The organism is Dyadobacter sediminis, from assembly GCF_005860765.1.
GTDB lineage: Bacteria > Bacteroidota > Bacteroidia > Cytophagales > Spirosomataceae > Dyadobacter > Dyadobacter sediminis.
In genome coordinates this window covers 1187073-1208827 of the sequence record NZ_VCEI01000011.1, presented here as the reverse complement: position 1 = coordinate 1208827, position 21755 = coordinate 1187073, and the positions used below count along the sequence as shown (strand labels likewise).

At 46.5% G+C, this 21755-nt stretch carries 11 protein-coding genes; 6 read left to right on the top strand and 5 right to left on the bottom strand.

Annotated features, from left to right (window positions below; translation table 11 throughout):
* Positions 1-243 precede the first annotated feature (243 nt).
* The 3 genes from FEM55_RS05640 to FEM55_RS05630 form a co-directional block, all read right to left on the bottom strand.
* Positions 244-1128: an alpha/beta hydrolase gene (locus FEM55_RS05640; protein WP_212748295.1), complete on the bottom strand. Its 885-nt coding sequence runs from the start codon at positions 1126-1128 to the stop codon at positions 244-246.
* A gap of 130 nt (positions 1129-1258) precedes the next feature.
* Positions 1259-2497: a cation:proton antiporter gene (locus tag FEM55_RS05635; RefSeq protein ID WP_138280299.1), complete on the bottom strand. Its 1239-nt coding sequence runs from the start codon at positions 2495-2497 to the stop codon at positions 1259-1261.
* A gap of 921 nt (positions 2498-3418) precedes the next feature.
* Positions 3419-4993 (bottom strand): TROVE domain-containing protein, encoded by a 1575-nt coding sequence (locus FEM55_RS05630; RefSeq protein ID WP_138280298.1) that lies wholly within the window; start codon positions 4991-4993, stop codon positions 3419-3421.
* Between the two features lie 122 nt (positions 4994-5115).
* On the opposite strand from FEM55_RS05630, the gene FEM55_RS05625 reads away from it, so the two are divergent.
* The 6 genes from FEM55_RS05625 to FEM55_RS05600 all read left to right on the top strand — a co-directional run bounded on the left by FEM55_RS05625 (position 5116) and on the right by FEM55_RS05600 (position 18268).
* Positions 5116-6177, top strand: coding sequence for a helix-turn-helix transcriptional regulator (locus FEM55_RS05625; RefSeq protein WP_138280297.1), 1062 nt, complete (start codon positions 5116-5118; stop codon positions 6175-6177).
* 545 nt (positions 6178-6722) lie between these two features.
* A complete protein-coding gene (locus tag FEM55_RS05620) occupies positions 6723-7787 on the top strand; it encodes a sterol desaturase family protein (RefSeq protein WP_138280296.1) in 1065 nt (354 codons plus the stop codon).
* A gap of 35 nt (positions 7788-7822) precedes the next feature.
* On the top strand, positions 7823-10876 hold the full coding sequence (locus FEM55_RS05615; RefSeq protein ID WP_229209104.1) for a SusC/RagA family TonB-linked outer membrane protein: 3054 nt from the start codon (positions 7823-7825) through the stop codon (positions 10874-10876).
* 24 nt (positions 10877-10900) lie between these two features.
* On the top strand, positions 10901-12466 hold the full coding sequence (locus FEM55_RS05610) for a RagB/SusD family nutrient uptake outer membrane protein (RefSeq protein ID WP_138280294.1): 1566 nt from the start codon (positions 10901-10903) through the stop codon (positions 12464-12466).
* A gap of 85 nt (positions 12467-12551) precedes the next feature.
* Entirely contained in the window at positions 12552-14135 is a 1584-nt protein-coding gene (locus FEM55_RS05605) for an arylsulfatase (RefSeq protein ID WP_229209103.1), read from the top strand.
* 1094 nt (positions 14136-15229) lie between these two features.
* Positions 15230-18268 carry a CBM96 family carbohydrate-binding protein gene (locus tag FEM55_RS05600; protein ID WP_138280292.1) on the top strand — a complete coding sequence of 1013 codons (3039 nt, stop codon included), beginning with the start codon at positions 15230-15232 and terminating at the stop codon, positions 18266-18268.
* A gap of 175 nt (positions 18269-18443) precedes the next feature.
* Here FEM55_RS05600 and FEM55_RS05595 read toward each other — a convergent pair whose 3' ends face one another.
* Together FEM55_RS05595 and FEM55_RS05590 are read right to left on the bottom strand one after the other, a co-directional pair.
* Positions 18444-20060, bottom strand: a complete 1617-nt coding sequence (locus FEM55_RS05595; protein ID WP_212748294.1) for a glycoside hydrolase — start codon at positions 20058-20060, stop codon at positions 18444-18446.
* Between the two features lie 4 nt (positions 20061-20064).
* Positions 20065-21726 carry a RagB/SusD family nutrient uptake outer membrane protein gene (locus tag FEM55_RS05590; protein ID WP_229209102.1) on the bottom strand — a complete coding sequence of 554 codons (1662 nt, stop codon included), beginning with the start codon at positions 21724-21726 and terminating at the stop codon, positions 20065-20067.
* Between the last annotated feature and the right edge of the window lie 29 nt (positions 21727-21755).

Genomic DNA, 21755 nt, shown 5'->3' with positions numbered 1-21755 from the left:
TTTCAATTGACAGGATGCTCCTGCGGAGCAAAATAACGTCTCACGCAATTTGCTACAAACAGGGAGCTCTTCCGGAGCGGAGCATAACCGCAGAGCGGTTTCCTGTTTCTAGGAAATGAAATGTGTAATTGGAAATAATAAACCCCGGCCGGGATTCCCTTTTTTAATTGACAGGATGCTTCTAGGGGGCAAAATAAATCTAGCCGCACATAATGTACTGAAAACAGAAAGCCAACAGCTATCTCAATTTTTCTTCAGATAACCGCTGTCGCTGAGCCAGTCTGCCATTCGTTGAGGCCAGGATTTGATACTCTGGAGTTCAGAACGGTTTCCCATGTTGAACCCGTGATCGCCTTTGGTATAAAGATGCGCTTCAACGGGCCGCTTGGCTTCCCTGTACTTGATCAGAAGACTGGCCGTAGTGACGCCGCAGCACGGATCGTCGTTGGCGGCCAGTAAAAAAGCAGGCGGCGCGTCCGCAGGAACGACGTCCGGAATCCCGAGCGGACCGGGATAAACAAGCATCTGGAAATCAGGTTTCCCATTTAGCCTGTCAATCGGGTCTTCGGCAGCCGGATCGCCTTTTCCGGAAGCATATGCCACAGCAGCAACGACTTCTCCGCCAGCTGAAAATCCGAGCATTCCGACACGTGCTGTATCAATATCGTATTCTTTGGCACGGCTCCGAACCAGCCGTACCGCACGCAGCGCATCTTCGCGCGGATGCTTGTCGAGCGAGTAGGGTGAGCCTTCTTCGCGCGGAAGCCGGTACTTCAATACAAAAACCGTAATGCCGAGTCTGGCAAGATATGCTGCCGGCTCAACGCCCTCAGCATTGTAAACCAGCAGCCGGAAACCGCCGCCGGGACAAACAACAACTGCCGTTCCATTGGCCTTTCCAGCTGGCGGAAGAAATACCTGAAGGGACGGATTATGGATATTTTTAACCCAGTAATCCTTGGCAGATTCCGGCTCTGCCGACTTTTTCTCAAATCCGGGAGGTCCGTTTTTCCATAATGGAATGATGTTTGAAGCAGTTTGTGAAAAGCCGGAAGCGGGCAGTAAATAGAAAGCGGACAATGCAAGAAACCAGACCGGCGCGGGATACCGCATTTTTGTAAATTTCATAAAAGATTGCTGTGTTACAGGTGTATAGAACAGAAAAGCCCGATCTGCTTATATTATACCCGATGTCCTTTATACCCTGTAAACCGAATCGTTTTTGTTTCCAAAATGAGCGGCTTGCTTAAAAAAACAATTACAACAGATCCTTGTCGTCTGCAAATTTGTTTACAACACGGTTCAGGGTAAGGCCCTGGACAATGACTGAAAAGATCACAATGAAATAACAGCATGACAGAATTGCTTCCCGGTATGGAGAAGCCGGAAGCAGCAGCGCCATGGCAACGGATATGCCGCCGCGCAGTCCGGCCCAGGTCAATATAGCAAGGTTGCTCGGGTTCATTCTGCGCAGTATGAATATAGAAGGAATAGAAATGCTGATCATTCTGGCAAAAAGAACGATAACGACCGAAACACAGCCAATGAGCAGGTAATTGCTAAAAAACGGAAGCATGATCAGCTGCAAACCGATCATGACAAACAGAATCGTATTCAGAACTTCATCCAGCAACTTCCACACCATGCTCAGGGATTCTTCGGCAGGATGCGACCTTCCGAAGCGGTTATTGCCTATAATCAGTCCCGCGGTAACTGCAGACAATGGAACCGAGGCATGAAAACGTCCGGCTATAACGGAAAGCCCTAAGACAAGTGCAACTGAAATCAGAAAAATTGTCTGAAAATCGCTGATTGATTTCATGAGCCGGTAACCCGCATAACCTGCCATCAGACCGATTACGATACCGCCGATGACTTCCTCTGAAAAAAGTACCAGTGATTGCATGAGCGACAAACTTTCCTGCGACTGATCGGCAATGCTGAGCAAAGTGACAAACAGGATAAGCCCCACAGCGTCATTGAACATGGATTCACCTGAAATAATGGTTTCCAGCCGGGCAGGAATCCTGGACTGCTTCAAAATGGAAGCAACGGCGATCGGGTCTGTGGGTGAAATCAGTGCGCCGAAAACAAATGAATAGATCAGCGGCACTTCCACTTTCAAGAGGACGGTTGCCAGATGGAAAAGTCCGCCAAATACACCGGCGGAAACAATAACACCAATGGTACTTAGCAATATCACCGGTGCTCTCAGCTTTTTAAGATCCTGATAGTCAAAATGCATGGCCATGGCAAACAGCAAAAATCCCAGCATGACATCCAGCAGCACTTTGGAAAAATCAATGTTATAGGTCAGCGTTTTGATCAGTCCGGAATTTTCAAATCCTGTCTTGCCGATCAGTATGATAAAGAGCGAAACCACAATGGAAATCGTCATTACGCCGATGGTTCCCGGAAGTCTGAGAAAACGCTGGTTGAGGTAGGAAAATGCCGCACTGGTTATGATCAGAGATGTAATAATAGTCAATATATCCATGGGGTGTTTTTGGGATTTCGGGAATAAATTGCGCAGTTTGGCAAGGAAGCTAAACCCGTTTAACTTATTAAAACACCATTCCGGTTCATGCGTTCAGTCTGAAAATTGCTTTTATAAAACTGGAAAATTTCCGAACGGCGAGCGTATAAACAAAAGGGCCGGGTTTTCAGTACTGTCTGCCATAGCACAGGATGATGTACTAAACAGAAAAACGTTCCTTCCAGAACTTTGTCAATTCAGCCAGATATTCAGAAAAACCGGAAACCGCCATTATGAATACTCAAAATCAAAAATGTATGATATGACCATACATAACTACAAATGACTACAAACAACCATACATGACAATAAATAGCATCGTATAACAATTTTCAAACATCCGGAAACACTAATCCAGCCTCTGCACCGAATCGATTTAAATTGAAAGAGTAACAAACCGGATGTGTGAAACAGGATTCGAACCTGACCGTCTGCACGGTTTCTACCAGAAGAAGTAACACATTCGTACGACATCTTTCAAATAACAAAAAGGGTAAAAAACAATGCGTGACATGCACCTTGCGGTGCCCTGCTCTACCAACTGAGCTATCTGCTGCTTGCACAGCAGAGCCGGACTCGAACCGGCGACCCGGGATGTGACAGATCGAAGTAACACGCATTTACGACACCTTTTTTTTTTAAGGAGCGACAGGCAAAACAGGCCGGGGAACCGCTTTGAGGACTCGAACCTCCATCCTGGCTTTCACCATAATGCCCGCCCCGTAAGTGCAGCGAAGTATCCTGTTTCTACGGCATCCTTAATGATTGTTGATCAGCTTTTGATCGTTAGCTCTTAGCTGTCAGATATTTTAATAGTTGGCCAAATGTCATTTTTAAATATTTTCAAATGGAACGCATGCGTATTTGTTAGGTTTCAGCATTTCAAAGCATGATGGAATTGATTTCCTGCAAAGCCGTACGGCCCTTTTCAAGCGCATTCAGGATGTCAAAAATTTTGTCGCTCCATCCGGCAAGCAAGTACACGTCATGCTGTACAAGCTGCAAAGGCGACTGGCCATAACCCCTCAAATCGAAAAGGTACAATTTTGCATCAGGCGCAATTTCTCGTTTATACCGGATCCAGAGCGCATGGATATGTTCCGGGCTGCCGCTGCTGTTCCAGAGCTGGCAGTCGGTAAACAGCATTACTTTATCCATGATTACTTTTCTTTCCAGCAAATCCTTTATTACCAGATAACCGTTCGTCGCGTACCCGACTTCACCCGTACGTTTGTAAAATTCCTGCACATTGGCCAGAATGTTATTTTTAGGAACAGTAATGGTTTTCCATTTGTCACCAAACATCCCGACAACTACATTTTTACTTCGTGACCGCAGCAGCATGGCAAGCATCAGCCCGATGTCGAAAAGCTGGATTTTAGATTTGGGCGAAACCGGCATCTGCATGGAACCCGAAACATCACACGCAAGCAGAACCCTTGTATGCTGGTCAAAGCCGGCCATGGAAGCTGCGCTGTGCGCAGCGGCTTTTTCAAGTGCTTCCAGCAAATCACCGGTATAACCCGCATTGCCAAACAAAAGACTTCTGATCTTTTCCGAAAAGTGTGGTGCCGTTACCTGAATTCCTGTTTGTAATTCACGGTAGGCAGCCAGATACCGAAAAGGAAACTGCTTTGCTTTGGCCACTTTTTCAGCTGATGAAATGATTTCACAAACCTTTTGCAAATGCCCGTACGAAACGCCGGCCTGAAGAATATTCCGCAGATTGCGCAGCATAGCCATATAGCCGACTTTGTTACTATCGATCAGTTCTTCCCATTTGCTTTTGAAAGCTTCGGCGCGGGCAAACTCATTTTCAAAATCGTTTTGGCCCAAAGCTGAAAGTTCCGTTTCCCACGTATAAGCAGTTTCAAGCCTGTTTTCTGCCATTTTATTAAAAAGCATTTGCTGCGCTTCATCTTTGGCTTTCGGATGGACGAGAAACAATGCATCGCGAAGTTTGACCTCTCCACTGCGGTTGTATTTCGAAAACTGGTATTCGTCAAAACGGTTGAATGCAGCCGACAGTCCTTTTTGTAACTGCTTGGACAATCGGTTCAGCTTTTTCAGACCTGTACGTTCGTTCAGGAGCTGATAACAGGCGAGCAGTTCCGTAATTTCATCAGCGCGGGCAATTACTTTTTCAGTGGTTCGGGCAATCAGGTTATCGCCGGAGTGAATCCGGGCCAGTTCGGTCAGCAGTACAAGCGGAGCAGAGCGCATGTACATTTTATGACGGGCATATACGGCAAGTCTGGCCACAAACAATGGGTCGCATGTAGTAATCAGCGTTCGAACGCGGTTAAGCCGTTCGTCGTTTTTTTCATAAAAGGTATCATTCAGCGACCAGGTTACTACGGCTGTATAAAGCTGCATTTCAGGATTCATTACAAATGCTTTTGCACCTTCGTGATTTTCGGTCTGCCGCGTGCTGCTTTTCTGGGAATTGAATTTCATAGTAACCTCCTTTCGTTTATTTGTTGTGTACATTTTCTCTCTGACAATGCAAACCAACAACCCGACTGCGCAGTCTTTTTGCGCAGAAGCATTTATTTTTATATTTTCCGCAAATATTTTTTATGCCAGTAAACCGCAACGCACTGATTCGTTACCGTACAATTGACAATTGTCTGCAGAACCGTTTTCGCAAATGGACGCTGGATGATCTGATTGAAGCATGTTCCGCTGCACTTTACGAGTTTGAGGGGATTGACAAAGGCGTAAGCAGGCGTTCTGTTCAGGCGGATATTGAAATGATGCGGAGTGACAAGCTCGGTTACGAAGCACCGATTGTTGTCGTGGATAAAAAATATTATACGTACTCCGACAGGCATTACAGCATTACCAACATTCCGCTCAGCCATGAAGACCTGAAAGTGCTCGGCGAGGTTTCGGGCTTGTTGAAACAGTTTAAAGGGTTCAGCCATTTTACGGACTTGTCGGAAATGGTCAGCAAGCTGGAAGACCGGATTTATGCGCAGAGAACCCAAAGTCTGCCCGTTGTTGACTTCGAAAAAAATGATCACCTCAAAGGATTGGAATTCATTGAAGGGATTCGAAAAGCCATCATTTCGAAAACGGTTCTCTGTATTACATATCAATCTTTTAAAGCCAGGCAGCCGGCCACTTTTTGTTTCAGTCCGTATCTTTTAAAAGAATACAGGAACCGCTGGTTTGTACTCGGGCAATCGCATCAGCGGCATGCGCCGTTGCTGACACTGGCGCTGGACAGGTTTCAAACACTTGAAAATGACCGTTGTGAAATTTACCGTGAAAACCAGACGCTCGATCTTTCCAATTATTATGCGGACGTTCTGGGCGTTACCAAATCGCCTGGCCAGCGGGATATGAAAGTGGTTTTCTGGATGAATCATAAAGATGCGCCGTATGTAATTACTAAACCGCTGCATGCCACACAGAAAATCGTCAGCAATGATGAAGAAGGCATTGTTTTCAGTATTCAGGTAATTCACAATTATGAGCTCGAACGGGAGCTTTTAGGCTTTGGTTCAAAAATCCGGATCTTGGCGCCAAGAATCCTGATCAAGCGCATTGCAGAACAGCTTTCGGAAGCAATGAAGTTTTATGAAATTGGCATACCCAATGAAATACAGGCTGAAAACGGGCAGAAACCGGATTGACAAACTGTGTTGCCGAGGTACGGATCAAAAATAAATATCCAAATGCTTGCAATTTAAAATCCATTAACATTACTTTGTCTATCAATTTTATAGACTTATAGTTCTGAACCACCCGGCACTATAAGTAAACCTGAAATCATTTGCATATGAAAGCGGTTATTTTACATTCTTCTGATTTGTCAGTCATGACAAACAAGGTGGTTTTCTTACATTCCAATCCATTCAGCGCGGATTGTTGTAGCATGTAATATCTTTTTGTTTCGGTTATATCCTGGAATATCCCATTTGGCAGTACCGCCATTCAGGTAAATTTTCGGTGGTTGTCAATTTGCGTAAACTGGCGGACTGTCCATGGGGTATTCTGGTATTCATATTCAATATAGCTATTTCTGTTATGACTTTCGCTGACGTAATACTTCTTGCCAAAAAAATCGCAGTCGGTATCTTGCTCACCATCGTTCCGTTTGTTCTGATAGCCGGAGGAATCTGGCTTGCGTATAGCATAATCCGGTAATCATTTTTCACTCCAGTTATCCTTGTCAATCATGAAAATTGAAAAAGAGGTCGTGCAGAAAATCAGGCGCGATGCATTGATCAGTATATTCCTATATCTGGCACCCGTATTTTTAATGTTTGCCGCGTTTTATCTTACGGATTACAAGCCCTGGGCCGGCAGCAACGCACTGCCTTTCAAAGTTCCTCATTTTATCGAAGGCGTTTTCACGCATCTGAGTTCGTGGGGACTTCCGGTTATTGTACTGGTGCTCGGCATTATTGAATTTATTGCCGGTCTTTACGAAAACAAATGGACCAAAAACGAACGCTTTCTGGATGTTGCATGCTATGTGCTTCCCAAAATCATCATTGCGCCGCTTGTAACGTATTTCAGTCTGGAACTGCTGCCGAAAGTTCTGCCCGGTATCAAGGATAACTTTTCATGGGTACCTTTCTGGTGGGCGTTTGCGATCATAGCCGTAGCCGACGACCTTACGCAATACTGGTATCACCGCCTGCATCATCAATTGCCCTGGTTATGGCGTTTTCACAGAACACATCACAGTGCTCCGTACATGGGAATGGCGATGGCCGGGCGGCAGAATATCATCTACACGATTTTCTTTTCCCAGACTTACCTTACCGTAGCACTGACTTACGTCGGACTTGGTTACGCGGCTTTGTTTGTAAAAGTGGTCAAGTCGCTGATTGTGACCGGTGCGCATTCCAGTATTCCCTGGGATAAACCGTTTTATACGATCAAATGGCTCAGCCCGGTTGGCTGGGTGCTGGAAAGATTTATTTCAACGCCTGCCACGCATTATGCGCATCATGCGGATACAACGGACGACGGCGTAGGCTATTACAAAGGCAACTTCGGCAACATGTTTTTTCTCTGGGACATCATTTTCAGTACCGGCATCATTACCCGCAGATACCCGACTTCATTCGGTATCAAACATTACAAGGAAGAAGAATGGTATGCACAATTGTTGTGGCCGATTCTGAAATCCAAAAAAAGCGGCAGTGAACTGGCTGCTGACGGCCCTATGGTCGGAGATGAAGTCAAAAACGAAAAACTTCCTGAAAACCTGCCATCACCCATTCGCATCTGAAACGGTTCAGAGCAGTTATTTTAAAAAAAGTCATCATGAAAAACATTTACCTGATAGCATTATTGGGCACTATCGTCTTTGCCTCTACCTTCGCCCATGCACAGGATATCATCACCGGAGTTGTAAAGGATGAAACCGGAATGGGCTTGCCCGGCGCTACCATCATTGAAAAAGGCATGTCCAAAAACACCGTCACCGACCTGGACGGAAAATTCAGCATTGCGGCTTCCAAAGAGTTTCCGTTTACTCTGCAGATCAATATCACCGGTTTCCAGCAGCAGGAAATTGAAATTTACGAACTGGCTGCCGAGCCTGTTGAAGTGGTCCTGAAAACGGCTAATTTGCTGAATGAAGTGGTGGTGATCGGTTATGGCGAGCAAAAGAGAAAAGACATTACCGGCTCCGTTTCTTCCGTTCCCATTGAAATCAAATCGCAGCCTGTTGTTTCCGTAGAAAGGTTACTGCAGGGCTCTATTGCGGGAGCAACCGTGACGCAGACCTCCGGGCAGCCGGGCGGTGGCGTGAGCGTCCAGATCAGAGGGAGCAATTCCATCACTGCAGGAAGCGATCCGTTGTATGTAATCGACGGTTTTCCGATCAATAATGAATATGGTGTGAGTGATGCGGGTGTAACGGCCGGTTCCAAAATCAATCCGCTTTCCTTCCTGAATACGGCTGATATTGAATCCATTGATGTGTTGAAAGATGCTTCGGCAACAGCAATTTACGGGTCAAGAGGAGCCAACGGCGTTGTGATTATCACGACAAAAGGCGGTTCCAAAAACAAATCCTCGATTACTTATGAATCTTATTTCGGAAGGCAGGAAGTGATCCGGACTTTGCCCTTGATGAATGCAGGCGAATGGTGGCAGCTCCGCAAAGATGCAGCCGTTAACTCGGGTAAGACGCCGGTTCTGCCCGGTGTAATCGGGTTCACGCTGGATACAACGGGAGCGGGGACCGACTGGCAGGCAGCAGCCTTCAGAAAAGCAACGCAGCAAAGTCACAGCATTTCCATTCTTTCCGGTTCGGACAAGACAAGGCTCGGGATTTCGGCCAATTACCTGAAACAGAATGGCGTTCTTCAGAATACCGACTTTAACAGGCTTTCGGCCCGCTTCAACATTGATCACAGTTACAATGATAAATTAAGGTTCACGTCCAGCATCACCGGGAGCCATACCAAAGCCAACGTGGCTCCCGCATCGGTCGTTTCCGCGCTGGTTCTTACGCCGCCATCGCTGCCCATTTATCAGGAAGACGGTAAATTTGTCAGGTTCAGCCCGTTTGAAACCGTTTACGCAAATCCGATCAATTCGCTTTACAATCAGCTGAACCAAACCATTACCAATCGTTTTTTAGGAAATATTTCGGCTGAATATACCATAATAGAAGGCCTCAAAGCCAAAGTGCTGGTGGGTGCGGATGTCGTGGATAACAAGCAGAACCGCTATTTGCCGATTTCGACTTACGAAGGCACGGCCCTGAACGGAAATGCGCTGGTGGGTTCCATTTTTACTGCCAACTGGCTGAATGAAAATACATTGAGCTACGATAAAGAGCTGAATGATAAAAACAGGATTAATGCCGTAATCGGTTTTACTGCCCAGCAGTCACAATCAAAAGGGGCCATTGCCGAGGCAGCAGGATTTTCATCCGATGCTTTTGGTTACAATAATCTTGGAACAGGAATCACCAACAGAACTCCCGGCTCATCTTCGACCGACTTTGCGCTGGCATCTTATCTGGGCCGTATCAATTACGTTTTTGATGACCGTTATCTGGTGACGTTCACGCTTCGTGCAGACGGTTCTTCCAAATTCGGAGCCGGAAACAAATGGGGTTATTTTCCTTCCGCAGCATTGGGCTGGAATATTGCCAATGAGCCATTTTTTAAAAATATTACGAAAGTAAGCCTGCTGAAACTGCGGTTGAGCGCCGGATCGACCGGAAACCAGAGCATTCCGCCGTATCAATCGCTTGCGCAGCTGACTTATTATCCGTATAATTTTTCATCGAGTACGGTTTCGGGCTATGCGCCGAGTACGGTATCCAACAAAAATCTGGGATGGGAAAAGACTTTTCAGGTGGATGCCGGTCTGGACATCGGTCTGTACAAAGACCGCCTGAACATTACTGCTGATTATTACTACAAAAAGACCACGGATCTGCTGCTTACGAGAACGGTACCGGGAACATCAGGATTATCCGATTTCTATTCCGGGCAAGGTTCCACGATTTACCAGAATGTAGGCGCAGTTTCGAACAAAGGTTTTGAACTGGCCGTTAATTCCCAGAACCTTACGGGCGATCTGAAGTGGAATTCGATCTTCATTTTTGCCCGCAATACAAACAAAATCCTGGACCTTGGAGAAGGCGTCAATCAGTATATTCCTTCCAGTTCGGCACCATCCATCGCGAAAGTCGGCCATCCGCTGGGTTCATTCATCGTGTATAAAACGGACGGTGTGATTCAGGATGGTGAAACGGCACTCACGCCGCAGGCCAACAAAGGACCGGGCGGACAGCAGTTTAAAGATCTGGACGGGGACGGCAAAATCACGCAGGCCGGCGACAGGGAAGTAATAGACAACCAGATCAGATTTACTGCCGGACTAACCAATACGTTCAATTACAAGGGATTTGACCTGGCCGTTTTCTTCCAGACTTCCGTCGGCGGCAAACTGTACAATGTAAACCGTGCAAACCTTGAACTGGGAACGGGTTACACCAATGCGTCGCGTGCACTCCTGAACCGTTATTCCCCGACAAACACCGATACGGACGTGAAAGAAGCATATCAGGACCCTGCGATCACCATTTCGGACCGCTTCATTGAAGATGCCACGTATTACAGGCTGAAAAACATTTCCTTTGGTTATTCATTGCCGAAAGCATTGCTCTCGCAAGTGCGCATTCAGTCGCTGCGGATTTATGTGTCTGCCCAGAATGCCATTACCTGGACCAAATACACAGGTTTTGATCCGGAAGTGAGTTCCAACGGACAAAGCCTGATCAACAAAGGAGTGGACGACAGTGTGTACCCGAACAACAAATCTTATCAGGTCGGTTTATCGCTGACATTCTGATAGTCATTCAAATTGATTCCTGAAATGAAAAAATATTCTTACCTCGTTCTCGCACTCAGCACGCTTTTCATTGCCTCCTGCAAAGACTTCCTGACCGAAGAACCTGCTTCGGTAATAACCGAAGAACAGTATTACAAAACAGAATCCGATGCCAATACTGCGATTAATGCCGTGTACTTTTTCCTGAATTCCGGAAGGATCCAGACACCTTACAATACCTTGTTCAACACGGGCATGAACATGGGCAGCGATGACGAAGATCCGGGACCGGGCGCAACCAATCCGGACGTAAGGTCGCTGGCGGTGCAGTCGCATTCTTCCAGTAATCTGCGAGTTTATGAAATCTGGCAGCAGCATTATGCCGCTATCCGCAAGGCCAATGTGGTTTTAAACAAAATTCCGGCAATCAGTTTCAGTATTCCGGGCAACAAGGAAAGGATTCTGGGCGAAGCCAAATTTCTGAGAGCATTGTTTTACTTCAACCTTGTACGGCTTTACGGCGATGTGCCGCTGGTTACAGAATATCAGAATTTTGTTTCACCGTCTGATTATGCCATTGCAAAAAGTCCGTCCGCTGACGTTTATGCGCAGATTGAGAAAGATTTAACTGAAGCTGCATCCGTTTTGCCAACCTCTTACAGTTCGCCCGATTTGGGAAGAGCAACTTCCGGAGCTGCCAGAGCGCTGCTGGCAAAAGTATATCTGATCAAGGCATCGCTTCCTTTGAAGCTGACGGAAAATTACCAAAAGGCCATTTCCAAAGCGGAAGAAGCCTTGTCGCCGTCCGACGGCGGAACGGGAGCTTACGGTTATGATCTGGCAGCGGATTATGCAAAAGTTTTTCTGCCGGCTTTCAAAAATGGCACGGAGCATATATTTTCTGCTCAGATGAAAGCGAATTCCTATAATCAGGGAAATAATGAAATGTCCCGTGCGATTTTCTCCGCCATTCCCGGACTGACCGGAAACTATGCGCATATGGTTCGTTACTACACGGAAGGAGAAGATAAGTTTTTCAGTATTTACAAACTTTTCAAACCTGCAGACAAGCGCAGGGATGTGACTTTTGTAAGAAGTTTTACCAGTCCGGCCAATGGAAAAAAATATGCATTGCCGCTTGTCAATCCCGCTGTGCCAAATGATTCGACGCCGTTCTGGAACAAATGGTGGGACCCGAACAACACGGCTGTAACTTCGAACTCCGAAGCCAACGTGCCGATCATCCGTTATGCGGAACTGCTCCTGATCCACGCCGAAGCTGAAAATGAAGTAAACGGCCCGACTGTAAAAGCCTATAAATCAATTAACCGAGTGCGGGCCAGAGCCGGTCTCCCGAACCTGACGGCGGGATTAACAAAAAACCAGTTTCGTGATTCGGTTTATTTTGAAAGAAGGCTGGAACTCGTATACGAATACCAGCGATGGTTTGACCTCATTCGTGAGAAAGACGCAGACGGTAAAGGAATTTTACTGAAAAGTCTGCAGAAAGTAGGTAAAACCAATGCTACCGAGAAAAATTATTTGTACCCGATCCCGCAAACGGAGCTTGATAACAATCCGCTTCTTAAGCAGAATGTACTTTGGGAATAAGAGATCATTTTATAAAATAATAAATGTTGTAACGGACTAAAACGCAGGGAACATGCATACTAAATGGAAATCAGCATTACTGTTGATGCTTTTTACAACTTATGCCACTTTTGCTCAGCAAAAGCCGAACGTGATTGTCATACTTGCAGATGATCTCGGATACGCCGATCTGGGATGCTACGGCAGTGAAATTCCGACGCCGAACCTGGACAAGCTGGCGCAGAATGGGTTGCGGCTTACAAGTTTTTACAATACAGCACGTTGCTGCCCGACCCGCGCGGCGTTGCTGACAGGCGTATACAGTCATCAGGCCGGAATCGGCCACATGATGGAAGACAAAGGCGCAGACCATCCTGCTTACCGCGCACAGCTGAATGACAAAAGTGTGACTATTGCCGAAGTGATGAAAAACGCTGGCTACTTTACGGCCATGACCGGAAAATGGCATGTGGGGCAGCCGCACGGAACCGTTCCTTGGAAGCGCGGCTTCGACCGTTCGCTCAATGCGCCTGCGGGCGGGTTTTATTATGGCGCCGGAAAAGGAGCAAAGCTGTTTCTGGATGGCGAAGAACTTGCCAATGATTCGGACAAGCTTCCGGAAAACTGGTATACTACAGATCTCTGGACCGATTTCGGGCTGCGGTTTATCGATGAAGGAATTGCTGCCAAAAAGCCTTTTATGCTGTATCTGGCGCACAATGCACCGCATTTTCCTTTGCAGGCTCCGGAAGAAGACATAGCCAGATTCAGAGGAAAATATCGGAAAGGATATGAAAAACTTCGTCAGGAACGCTATGAAAAGCAGATCCGCCTCGGCCTTATTGATCCGTCGTGGAAACTGCCGCCGATGAATCCCAATGTACCGAAGTGGGAAAGTCTGAGCCAGGCAGAGAAGGAAAAATACGACCATATGATGGCAGTTTATGCCGCTGTGATTTACAGGCTCGATAAGAGCATCGGAGATCTGGTGAACGGTTTGAAAAAGAGAGGCGTTTTTGATAATACCGTCATTCTTTTTGTTTCAGACAACGGCGGCAACGCCGAGCCGGGCATAGAAGGGAAGTTTGAAGGAGAAAAACCAGGCTCGGCAGAGTCTTCGGTGTTTATCGGTCAGGGATGGGCGGAGGCGGCTTGTACGCCGTTCTGGGCTTACAAGCATCATACGCATGAAGGCGGCATTTCGTCGCCGGGCATCATATCCTGGCCGGCTGGAATACCGGCAAGCCGGAACGGGAAATTTGAAAAACAGCCCGCACACATCATTGATATCATGGCTACGCTGGCTGATCTTGGCGGTGCAGAATATCCGGAAACTTTTAATAACCAGCCTATTCAGCCATTGGAAGGTACCAGTTTGAGGCCGGCGTTTACCGGAAAGCCGATCAACCGGAAAAACCCGCTTTTCTGGGAACATGAAGGAAACCGCGCCATCCGGGACGGAAAATGGAAACTGGTTGCTGAACGCTCGGAAAAATGGCAGTTGTATGACATAGATAAAGACCGCACCGAACTGGTCGATCTTTCTTCGAAATATCCGGAAGTGGTTAAGGAGCTGGAAAGAAAGTATGCAGCGTGGTACAAAAGAGTAGGCGCAGAACCCTATGACAAGGATTTCAAATGGTTTTATGATTACGAAAAAGCAAAAAACGAAGCAGCGTCAATAAAGTAAATATTCTGGTTTTAACGTTAATAAAGACTTTCCTATGAAGGTCTTTATTTTTTTGTTTTTATATAAATCATATTTAATTAAAGTTACGTGACAGAAACCGCAGAGCGGTTTCCTGTTTGTAGCAGATAGTGGAATACATAAAAAATTGTTAAACCCCGGATGGGGTTTCCTTTTGCAATTGACAGGACGCTCCTCCGGAGCGAACATACCAAATACCGCATGCAATTTGCTACAAACAGAAAGCTCCTCCGGAGCTATTAATAACCGTGGAGCGGTTTCCTGTTTGTAGCAAACATGGAATCCATGAAAAATGAATTTTAACCCCGGACGGGGTTTCCTTTTGTCATCGACAGGACGCTCCTCCGGAGCGAACATACCAAATACCATATGTAATTTGCTACAAACAGAAAGTTCCTCCGGAGCTATTAATAACCGCGGAGCGGTTTGCTGTTTGTAGCAAACAGGAAATCCAAAAAATTGAATTTAACTCCGGATGGGGTTTCCTTTTGCAATTGGCAGGACGCTCCTCCGGAGCGAACATACCAAATACCGCATGCAATTTGCTATAAACAGAGAGCTCCTCCGGAGCTACAACTAACCGCGGCGCTGTTGCTCTGAAAAGAATTATCAACGAACTGCTAAAAAACTACTTCGAGATTAAGAAAGCCAATAAAAAGGTTGATGTTCAGGCAACTCCTTTTGTAAAACTAACCGCAATTTCAAGTGGTTGTAAACTGTATCCAATTCTATTTTATCCTATAAAGAATGCAGGGCTGTTATACTGTTTGCTTTTATGAGTTTGTGTAAATCCTGATCAGCCTTTCTATCTTCAGAAAATCCTGAATCAAACGGAATGTTTTTTCAGGTGATTATAATATTTATATATTTATTATAATTATATTTGGTAATATACAGTATCGGTGACTTATGTGTACTCGCATAAGCAAAAAAGAATACAGATTCCAATAGCAATAAACACGCACCGTCTACTTCATTCTGGCATTTCCTTCAGTCATTACCATTGCTGCCGACATATTTCCTGCTTACACCTGATCAAACCATTAATCCAATCACTTTTAACGCTGCTCTTATTTATGAAATCAACGCTACTTCCATTCATTTGCCGGACCAAAAATGCTTCCGGAACGCTGTTTCTCAAACCGGGTACTTTACCGTTTCGGTATGAATTCAATCTAGATTTTTATGTTCCGTATGCACGTCCCTTACTGTTGCTGGTTCTTCTTTTTTATTCGGCAAATCTGTTTGCACAGCCTGTAATTTCCTGGGATAAAACGTATGGAGGAAATGAAGATGATGTTCTGGAAAAATTGGAGCTTACAACAGACGGCGGTTACATTCTGGGAGGAACTTCCAAGTCCGGCATCAGTGGTGAAAAGTCGCAGGCCGGCAAAGGTAGTGCCGACTACTGGATTGTAAAGATTTCTGCAGACGGTACAAAGGAATGGGACCAAACTTACGGAGGCAGCGGTTATGATCAGCTTATTGCCATTCATCAAACTTCAGATGGCGGTTATATTCTGGGAGGAAGGTCGGATTCGGATGCAGGAGGTGACAAAAGCAGCGATGACCGTAGCGTTACGGAGGGTGGAAAAGGCGATTACTGGATTGTGAAAATTTCGTCGGACGGAACCAAACAATGGGACAAAACCATCGGCGGTACCGGCAGCGATTTTCTTACCTCCGTAAAGCAAACTCCGGATAAAGGATATATACTGGCCGGGTTTTCGCAGTCGGGGAAGGGTGCGGACAAGTCACAGGATGCACTGGAAACTTCTTTTCCTCATGACAACTGGATCGTGAAGCTATCCGAAAACGGGGATAAGGAATGGGACAAAACATTCGGGACAAAATATTACGATTATATAGTATCTCTGGAAATTACGGCGGATGGCGGATATTTTGTTGCAGGAAATTCGAATGCTACGGGCAGCGCTTTTCAATGGTATCTGGCCAGATTTGCAGCGGATGGCTCCATGCAATGGGAAAAATTTATACCCACAAACGGGCTGGGCGGTTTGACAGTAGGTCAAACAACTTCCGACGGCGGCTATATTCTGGGTGTGACCACAGAATTGCCCAATCAGGATTATGTGGTTGTAAAACTGGATGCAAGCGCAAATCTGGTCTGGAACAAGTCATACAGCGGAAAATATTTTGAGACCGAAAACAGTATAGAAAACCTGGTTAGTATTACGCAGACCAAAGACGGAGGCTATATCATCGGCGGATATTCCAACGGAGATGCCGGTAACGAAAAATCGCAAAACTCAAAAGGAGTGGATGATTACTGGATCGTAAAAATAGCAGAAGACGGAACCAAACAATGGGACAAAACAATCGGCGGTTTATACATTGATTATTTCAGCGGCCTCGTCCAAACTTCGGACGGCGGATATTTACTGGGCGGATCCTCTGAATCCTGGGCAGGAGCGGATAAAACCGAAGGTTACAGGGGCGGGAGTGATTTCTGGATCGTCAAACTGGCTCCGGAGACTGAAAACCAGTTTTTGGTATTTTCAAGCGGATTACTGAACGTTACACTTGAAAATGGCACAACAACGGCATCTCAGTCCGTAAACCTTGCAGCCAGTGCGGATTCCACTGCGGTAACATTTACAAAGTCGGAGAACAGTGACTGGCTTACGATTCCTTCTGCTTCATTAGGCAAACTGACCTTTGGCATGGATGCCACCGGGCTTGCTCCGGGAAAATATACGGCTACGGTCACTGCGGCAGCTGCGGGTTACATCAGCGCAACACTAACGGTAAAATTAACGGTTAAACCTGCAAATACCGGCACAACCGTGCGCATCAATGCGGGCGGAGGCGCATACACAACGGCGGATGGCAAGGTCTTTGAAGCAGACAAGTACAACGGAGGCCTTGACCGTACCAATACGATCGGGAATTTTGATATTCTGAAAACGGAAGACGATGAACTTTACCGTTCCGAGCGCAGTGCACAGTCGTTCAGCTATAATATTCCGGTAACTAACGGTGAGTATGTCGTTGTACTGCATTTTGCCGAAATCTATTTTGGTGCGCCGGGCGGTGTGCCAAAAGGACTTCGCCAGCGATTGTTCAATATTGATTTTGAAGGTGTTAATCGCGCAGATGAGTATAATATCATCGCATATGCAGGCGGTCCGATGACGGCGGTTGAAGAGGAATATACCAATATAACCGTATCCGACGGCATTTTGAACATTGATTTCCTGAACGCAGGTGCAAATCAGCCTTCGGTTGCTGCCATTGAAGTAATTCCATCTTCGGAATATGTCAACAGGATTGTATTGCCGGCATTGGCCGATGTACATGTGCGGGACGGCGAATTCGCAAACCAGAATTTTGGTGCATCCGGATTGCTGGAAGTAAAGTCCGGATCGGAAGATGTCACCCGGAACACGTATCTGCAGTTCTCGGTAAGAGGGCTCCTTGAAAAGGACGCCCTTATTTCGGCAAAGCTCCGCATTTATGGCTACAACGCTGAAAATACCGGAAAAACCAATGTCTCTGCTTACGGAATCGACAACAATGAATGGACAGAATCGGGTATTACATGGGAAAATGCACCGGTAGGCGGTTTTATCCCGCTGAGCTATGCAGATGTTAATGACGAAGCCAAATACTATGAACTGGATGTAACCGAACATGTACGTGCCCAGTTTGGATCTGGCCGGATCGTGAGCATTTTATTGAAAAATCCTACGGACAGAAACCGGAAACTGTATTTTCACAGCAAAGAAAATCCGTCGGGCAATGCTCCGCAGCTTGTAATCCTGACCACCGCACCATATTTCGCAGAGACCCGCATAAATCAGGAAATTACTTCTCCGGCTGCTTTTCCAAAATCTGAAAACGGAAAGTCGACGGTTTACCCGAATCCTGTTAAAAAGCAGTTTACACTCAAACTGTCGGACAAACATGAAGGCGCCGTTTCGTTGCAGCTGATCAGCAGGCTTGGAAGAGCTTATGATCTTGCACTGCCTCAACAAAAGTCGGCGAAGACCGAAGTAGACCTATCCGGACTATCGCTGAACAAAGGGCTTTATCTGTTGAAAGTCCGTTCTGCCGCCGCAACCGAAGTGCTGAAAGTGCTTGTTACGGAATGAGGGTAAGGTACGCTGTTTGAATGCCCTTTGTAAACTGTCATATGTAAAATGCTTTTTTGATAGAATGTAAATCTTGTTAACGAAAAAGGCCCGGCTAATTGAGAATCAGTTCGCCGGGCTTTCTGAATATGGATTTGTAAAACAAATTATAAACTCATTCGTCTTACTAACTTATTTATTTTCCCGCTTTTCCGATGATTGTTAAAATGCTTTTTGGATGAACTGCAAATTCCTTTGAAAAGCCGGTTGTATTTACCGGTTCGAGGCTGGCATTGTCGGAAGTCTGGTATGCACTTTGAACAGAAAAATTATTCTGACCTGATTTCAAAGAAAGTTTCCGGGCCTGCGTTCCGGAATTGATGATGACACTGACAAGTTCTCCATTTGTGTTCAAATAGGAAGAAACCAGCAGATCCTTCGCATCTCCGGCCACTGTAACTTCTGTTCTTACCGCACCCGGACGTACAAAACGGCTGTATTGTCCCAGTGCCCAGAGCATTTTGGTAGGCTGAAAGTTTCCGTCTGTTTTGTTTTTATCGATCGAGATCAGCCCGTCTTTATAATCATACGGCGAAATGGCCAGCCACCAGTGCCAGGCCGAAGCATTGGCATTTACAAGATCATTGTGAATCACCCTTGCAATGTAAAGTCCGGCATCTATGCCCAGATCTTTTCCTTCCCCTTTGATTTCTCCTTCGTTATCGCCCAGTATGCAATATTCCGACATCCAGTATTTCAGGCCGCTGACGTTTCTCAGGCTTTCGGCAAGCCTGGTTCTTTTCTCAGCCGCGGCTTTGTACGGCGACGTAGTGAAATAGCTGTGGCCGGAAATGGATCGGGAAAGATTCGGCAGGTCGCCGACATAATTGGCAGAGGCTTTGTCAAAAAAGGAATAAATCTGATTCTGACGATCCTGTTTGTTATGTTCTGAATACAGGTATTCAATTTGTCCGGCTTCGGCAATATCAATTTTTGTACTGAGTTTTTGCCCGGATAAAGCGGAACTGAGCGAACGGGTGATCTGCGCAATTTCATTGTTGTAAAAAGGCGTTCCTTCCTGGCCGCCGTCACTCCAGTCCCATTGCGGTTCATTGACCGGACTGATGTGATTGAAAGTAATGCCCGTTTTTTTGCTTACACCCGTGATTACATCGGCAAGGTACATTGCAAACCGAGGAAAGTTCGAAGCAGCAAGGTTAGGTTTTCCGTTATCCGCATATCCTTTTTTGTTGATCGTGAGCTGCACCGGCGGACTGTTCGGAAAGGCAAGAAATGCATTGACGCCTCGCGCCTTGGCTGCATTCAGAAACCAGATCTGGCCGGCTTGTTTGTCCCAGTTATAAGTTCCGTCATCATTCAGAAACGATTCGGCACGGCGCCATTCGTCCCGGATTCCGCTTTGCTCGCCCTGTTCGGCCGTACCTGCTCCGATATTGAATCGCCAGATCGACAAGCCGATGCCTTTTGGCCGGCCGTCCTCGCCGGATTCCTGACTGAAAAGAAGATCCGCAATGGCATTCCTTTTCGCATCCGGCCAGTTGCCTGCAAACTGGCACGCCCATGCATCCGAAGCACCGAAATGATCGATGGACTGATACGTTCTGGCAGGATTGAGGGTGATGGTCAGGGTTTGGTCATTTTCCGGGATCCCGGCTGTTTTTTCAGCGGATTTGCAGGAAGGTAATGTCAGGAAAAAACATAAAAGTGACAATAAGTTATAAGTACTGTTCGATGGCATGGCTGAGGTATATAAAAAACCCTTTTCCCGGTTAGAGAAAAGGGCCGTTTTCATTCAATTAATATCCCTGATTTTGTGTAAGCTTATTGTTCGAAGCCTGAATTTCTGCACGCGGAATCGGCAGCCAGTATTGCTTTTCGGTAAAGCTTTTCCCTGTCAGCGCTTCTTTTTGCTTGTAGGTATAAGCCGTCCCGTTCTTGCCGATTTCGATGCCGTATGCAGGCTTGTTTTCTTTTTCCGGAGCAATTTTCCAGCGGCGGACATCATAAAAACGGTGCTCTTCAAAAGCCAGTTCAATGCGGCGCTCGTTGCGGATGCGTTCTCGCATCTGAGCCTGCGTCAGTCCGGCAGGAATAGCGGGCATGGCAACCCCGACGCGTTGACGAACTGCATTGATCGCTGCGTATACAGAAGCATCCGGCCCGGCGGCTTCATTTTGCGCTTCGGCATAATTCAGCAGGATTTCTGCATAACGGAAGTAAATCCATGTTTGTGTCCCGGCTACGTCCCACGGATTGTCAATGGGAAGATTGTCGTTCATGAATTTTCTCAGATAATAGCCCGTTTTGGAAGTATTCCAGTTGGAAGGGCCGTCTTTACTGTCTTTTCCGCCCGGCGTGTAAGTCTCGATGATGCTGTTTCTGTACGTTGCGCCATTGTACAAAATAGTTGCGTAAAACCGCGGATCACGGTTTTTGTACGGATTCTGCGGGTCGTAACTTGTTTTTGCGTCGGTGATTTTGGTGCCGTCCATCATTTCGTAATCATCCACGATGTTCTGCAAAGGCACATTGCCGCCCCATGCATTATAGCTGTTCGGCCCGTTTGCTATTTCCAAGCATACGTGACGCGCACCGACGGCATACAATCTTCCAAAAATGATTTCCGGATTATCCGTTGTGGTAAAAAGGCTGCCATAACCACCTGTGTACAGGCTGTATTTGTTCATATCCATTACTGCCTTGGCTGCCGCAGCCGCTTGTTGCCATGTGCCGGCATTGTACAACGGACTGGCTGCATAAAGCAACAACCGCGATTTTAACGCCATGGCGGCACCTTTTGTCGCTCTGCCCAGTTTCCATGTGTTGTTGTCATTGGACTCGGGCAGCAATGCAGCCGCTTCATCAAGCTGAGCCGTTGCGTAGTCAATGCTGGCTTTGATGTCTGCACGGTTGAAAAGATCCTGGCTTGTCAGGTCATCGCTGATCTCGCTTACCTTGTCGCCCATCAGCACCACACCGCCGTAGTTTCGGATAAGGTCATGATAGCGGAATGCGCGGATAAACTGCAGTTCGCCCCGGAGCATTTTCTTTTTTTCTTCACTCATCGGAACCTTGTCTATATTGGCAAGCGCATAGTTTATTTCGCGGATGCTGCGGTAGCTTCTTCCCCAGAAAGTACCTGCAATGCCGGTGTTTTCGGGAGCGATCTGTCCGCGCTGGATCAGCCAGGTGTTGTCGTCGTTATTGTAAATGGATTCATCTGTCAGCGATGACCACATGGCATACTCAAAACCGCGTCCGAATCCGGGCAGTGTTCCTTCGGCTTCTTTGTCTGTAAGCCTGGTACCCATATAACGGTTGGTCACAAAAGCCTCAAACAGCACCGAGTCCGACAGGATAGAAGCATCTGATACGCGGTCGGTGGGAACTACATCGAGGAAATTTTCCTTGCAGGATACCAGGCACATCGACGCAGCAAGCACTGATAAAACGGTCATTCTTTTTATATACTTCATTTTTCTTTTCA

Bases quoted from the DNA above. Each gene is read 5' to 3' on its own strand.
- FEM55_RS05600 (WP_138280292.1), top strand. From the start codon at position 15,230: ATGAAATCAACGCTACTTCCATTCATTTGCCGGACCAAAAATGCTTCC.
- FEM55_RS05590 (WP_229209102.1), bottom strand. From the start codon at position 21,726: ATGACCGTTTTATCAGTGCTTGCTGCGTCGATGTGCCTGGTATCCTGC.
- FEM55_RS05635 (WP_138280299.1), bottom strand. From the start codon at position 2,497: ATGGATATATTGACTATTATTACATCTCTGATCATAACCAGTGCGGCA.
- FEM55_RS05625 (WP_138280297.1), top strand. From the start codon at position 5,116: ATGCCAGTAAACCGCAACGCACTGATTCGTTACCGTACAATTGACAAT.
- FEM55_RS05610 (WP_138280294.1), top strand. From the start codon at position 10,901: ATGAAAAAATATTCTTACCTCGTTCTCGCACTCAGCACGCTTTTCATT.
- FEM55_RS05605 (WP_229209103.1), top strand. From the start codon at position 12,552: ATGCTTTTTACAACTTATGCCACTTTTGCTCAGCAAAAGCCGAACGTG.
- FEM55_RS05595 (WP_212748294.1), bottom strand. From the start codon at position 20,060: ATGAAAACGGCCCTTTTCTCTAACCGGGAAAAGGGTTTTTTATATACC.
- FEM55_RS05640 (WP_212748295.1), bottom strand. From the start codon at position 1,128: ATGAAATTTACAAAAATGCGGTATCCCGCGCCGGTCTGGTTTCTTGCA.
- FEM55_RS05615 (WP_229209104.1), top strand. From the start codon at position 7,823: ATGAAAAACATTTACCTGATAGCATTATTGGGCACTATCGTCTTTGCC.
- FEM55_RS05630 (WP_138280298.1), bottom strand. From the start codon at position 4,993: ATGAAATTCAATTCCCAGAAAAGCAGCACGCGGCAGACCGAAAATCAC.
- FEM55_RS05620 (WP_138280296.1), top strand. From the start codon at position 6,723: ATGAAAATTGAAAAAGAGGTCGTGCAGAAAATCAGGCGCGATGCATTG.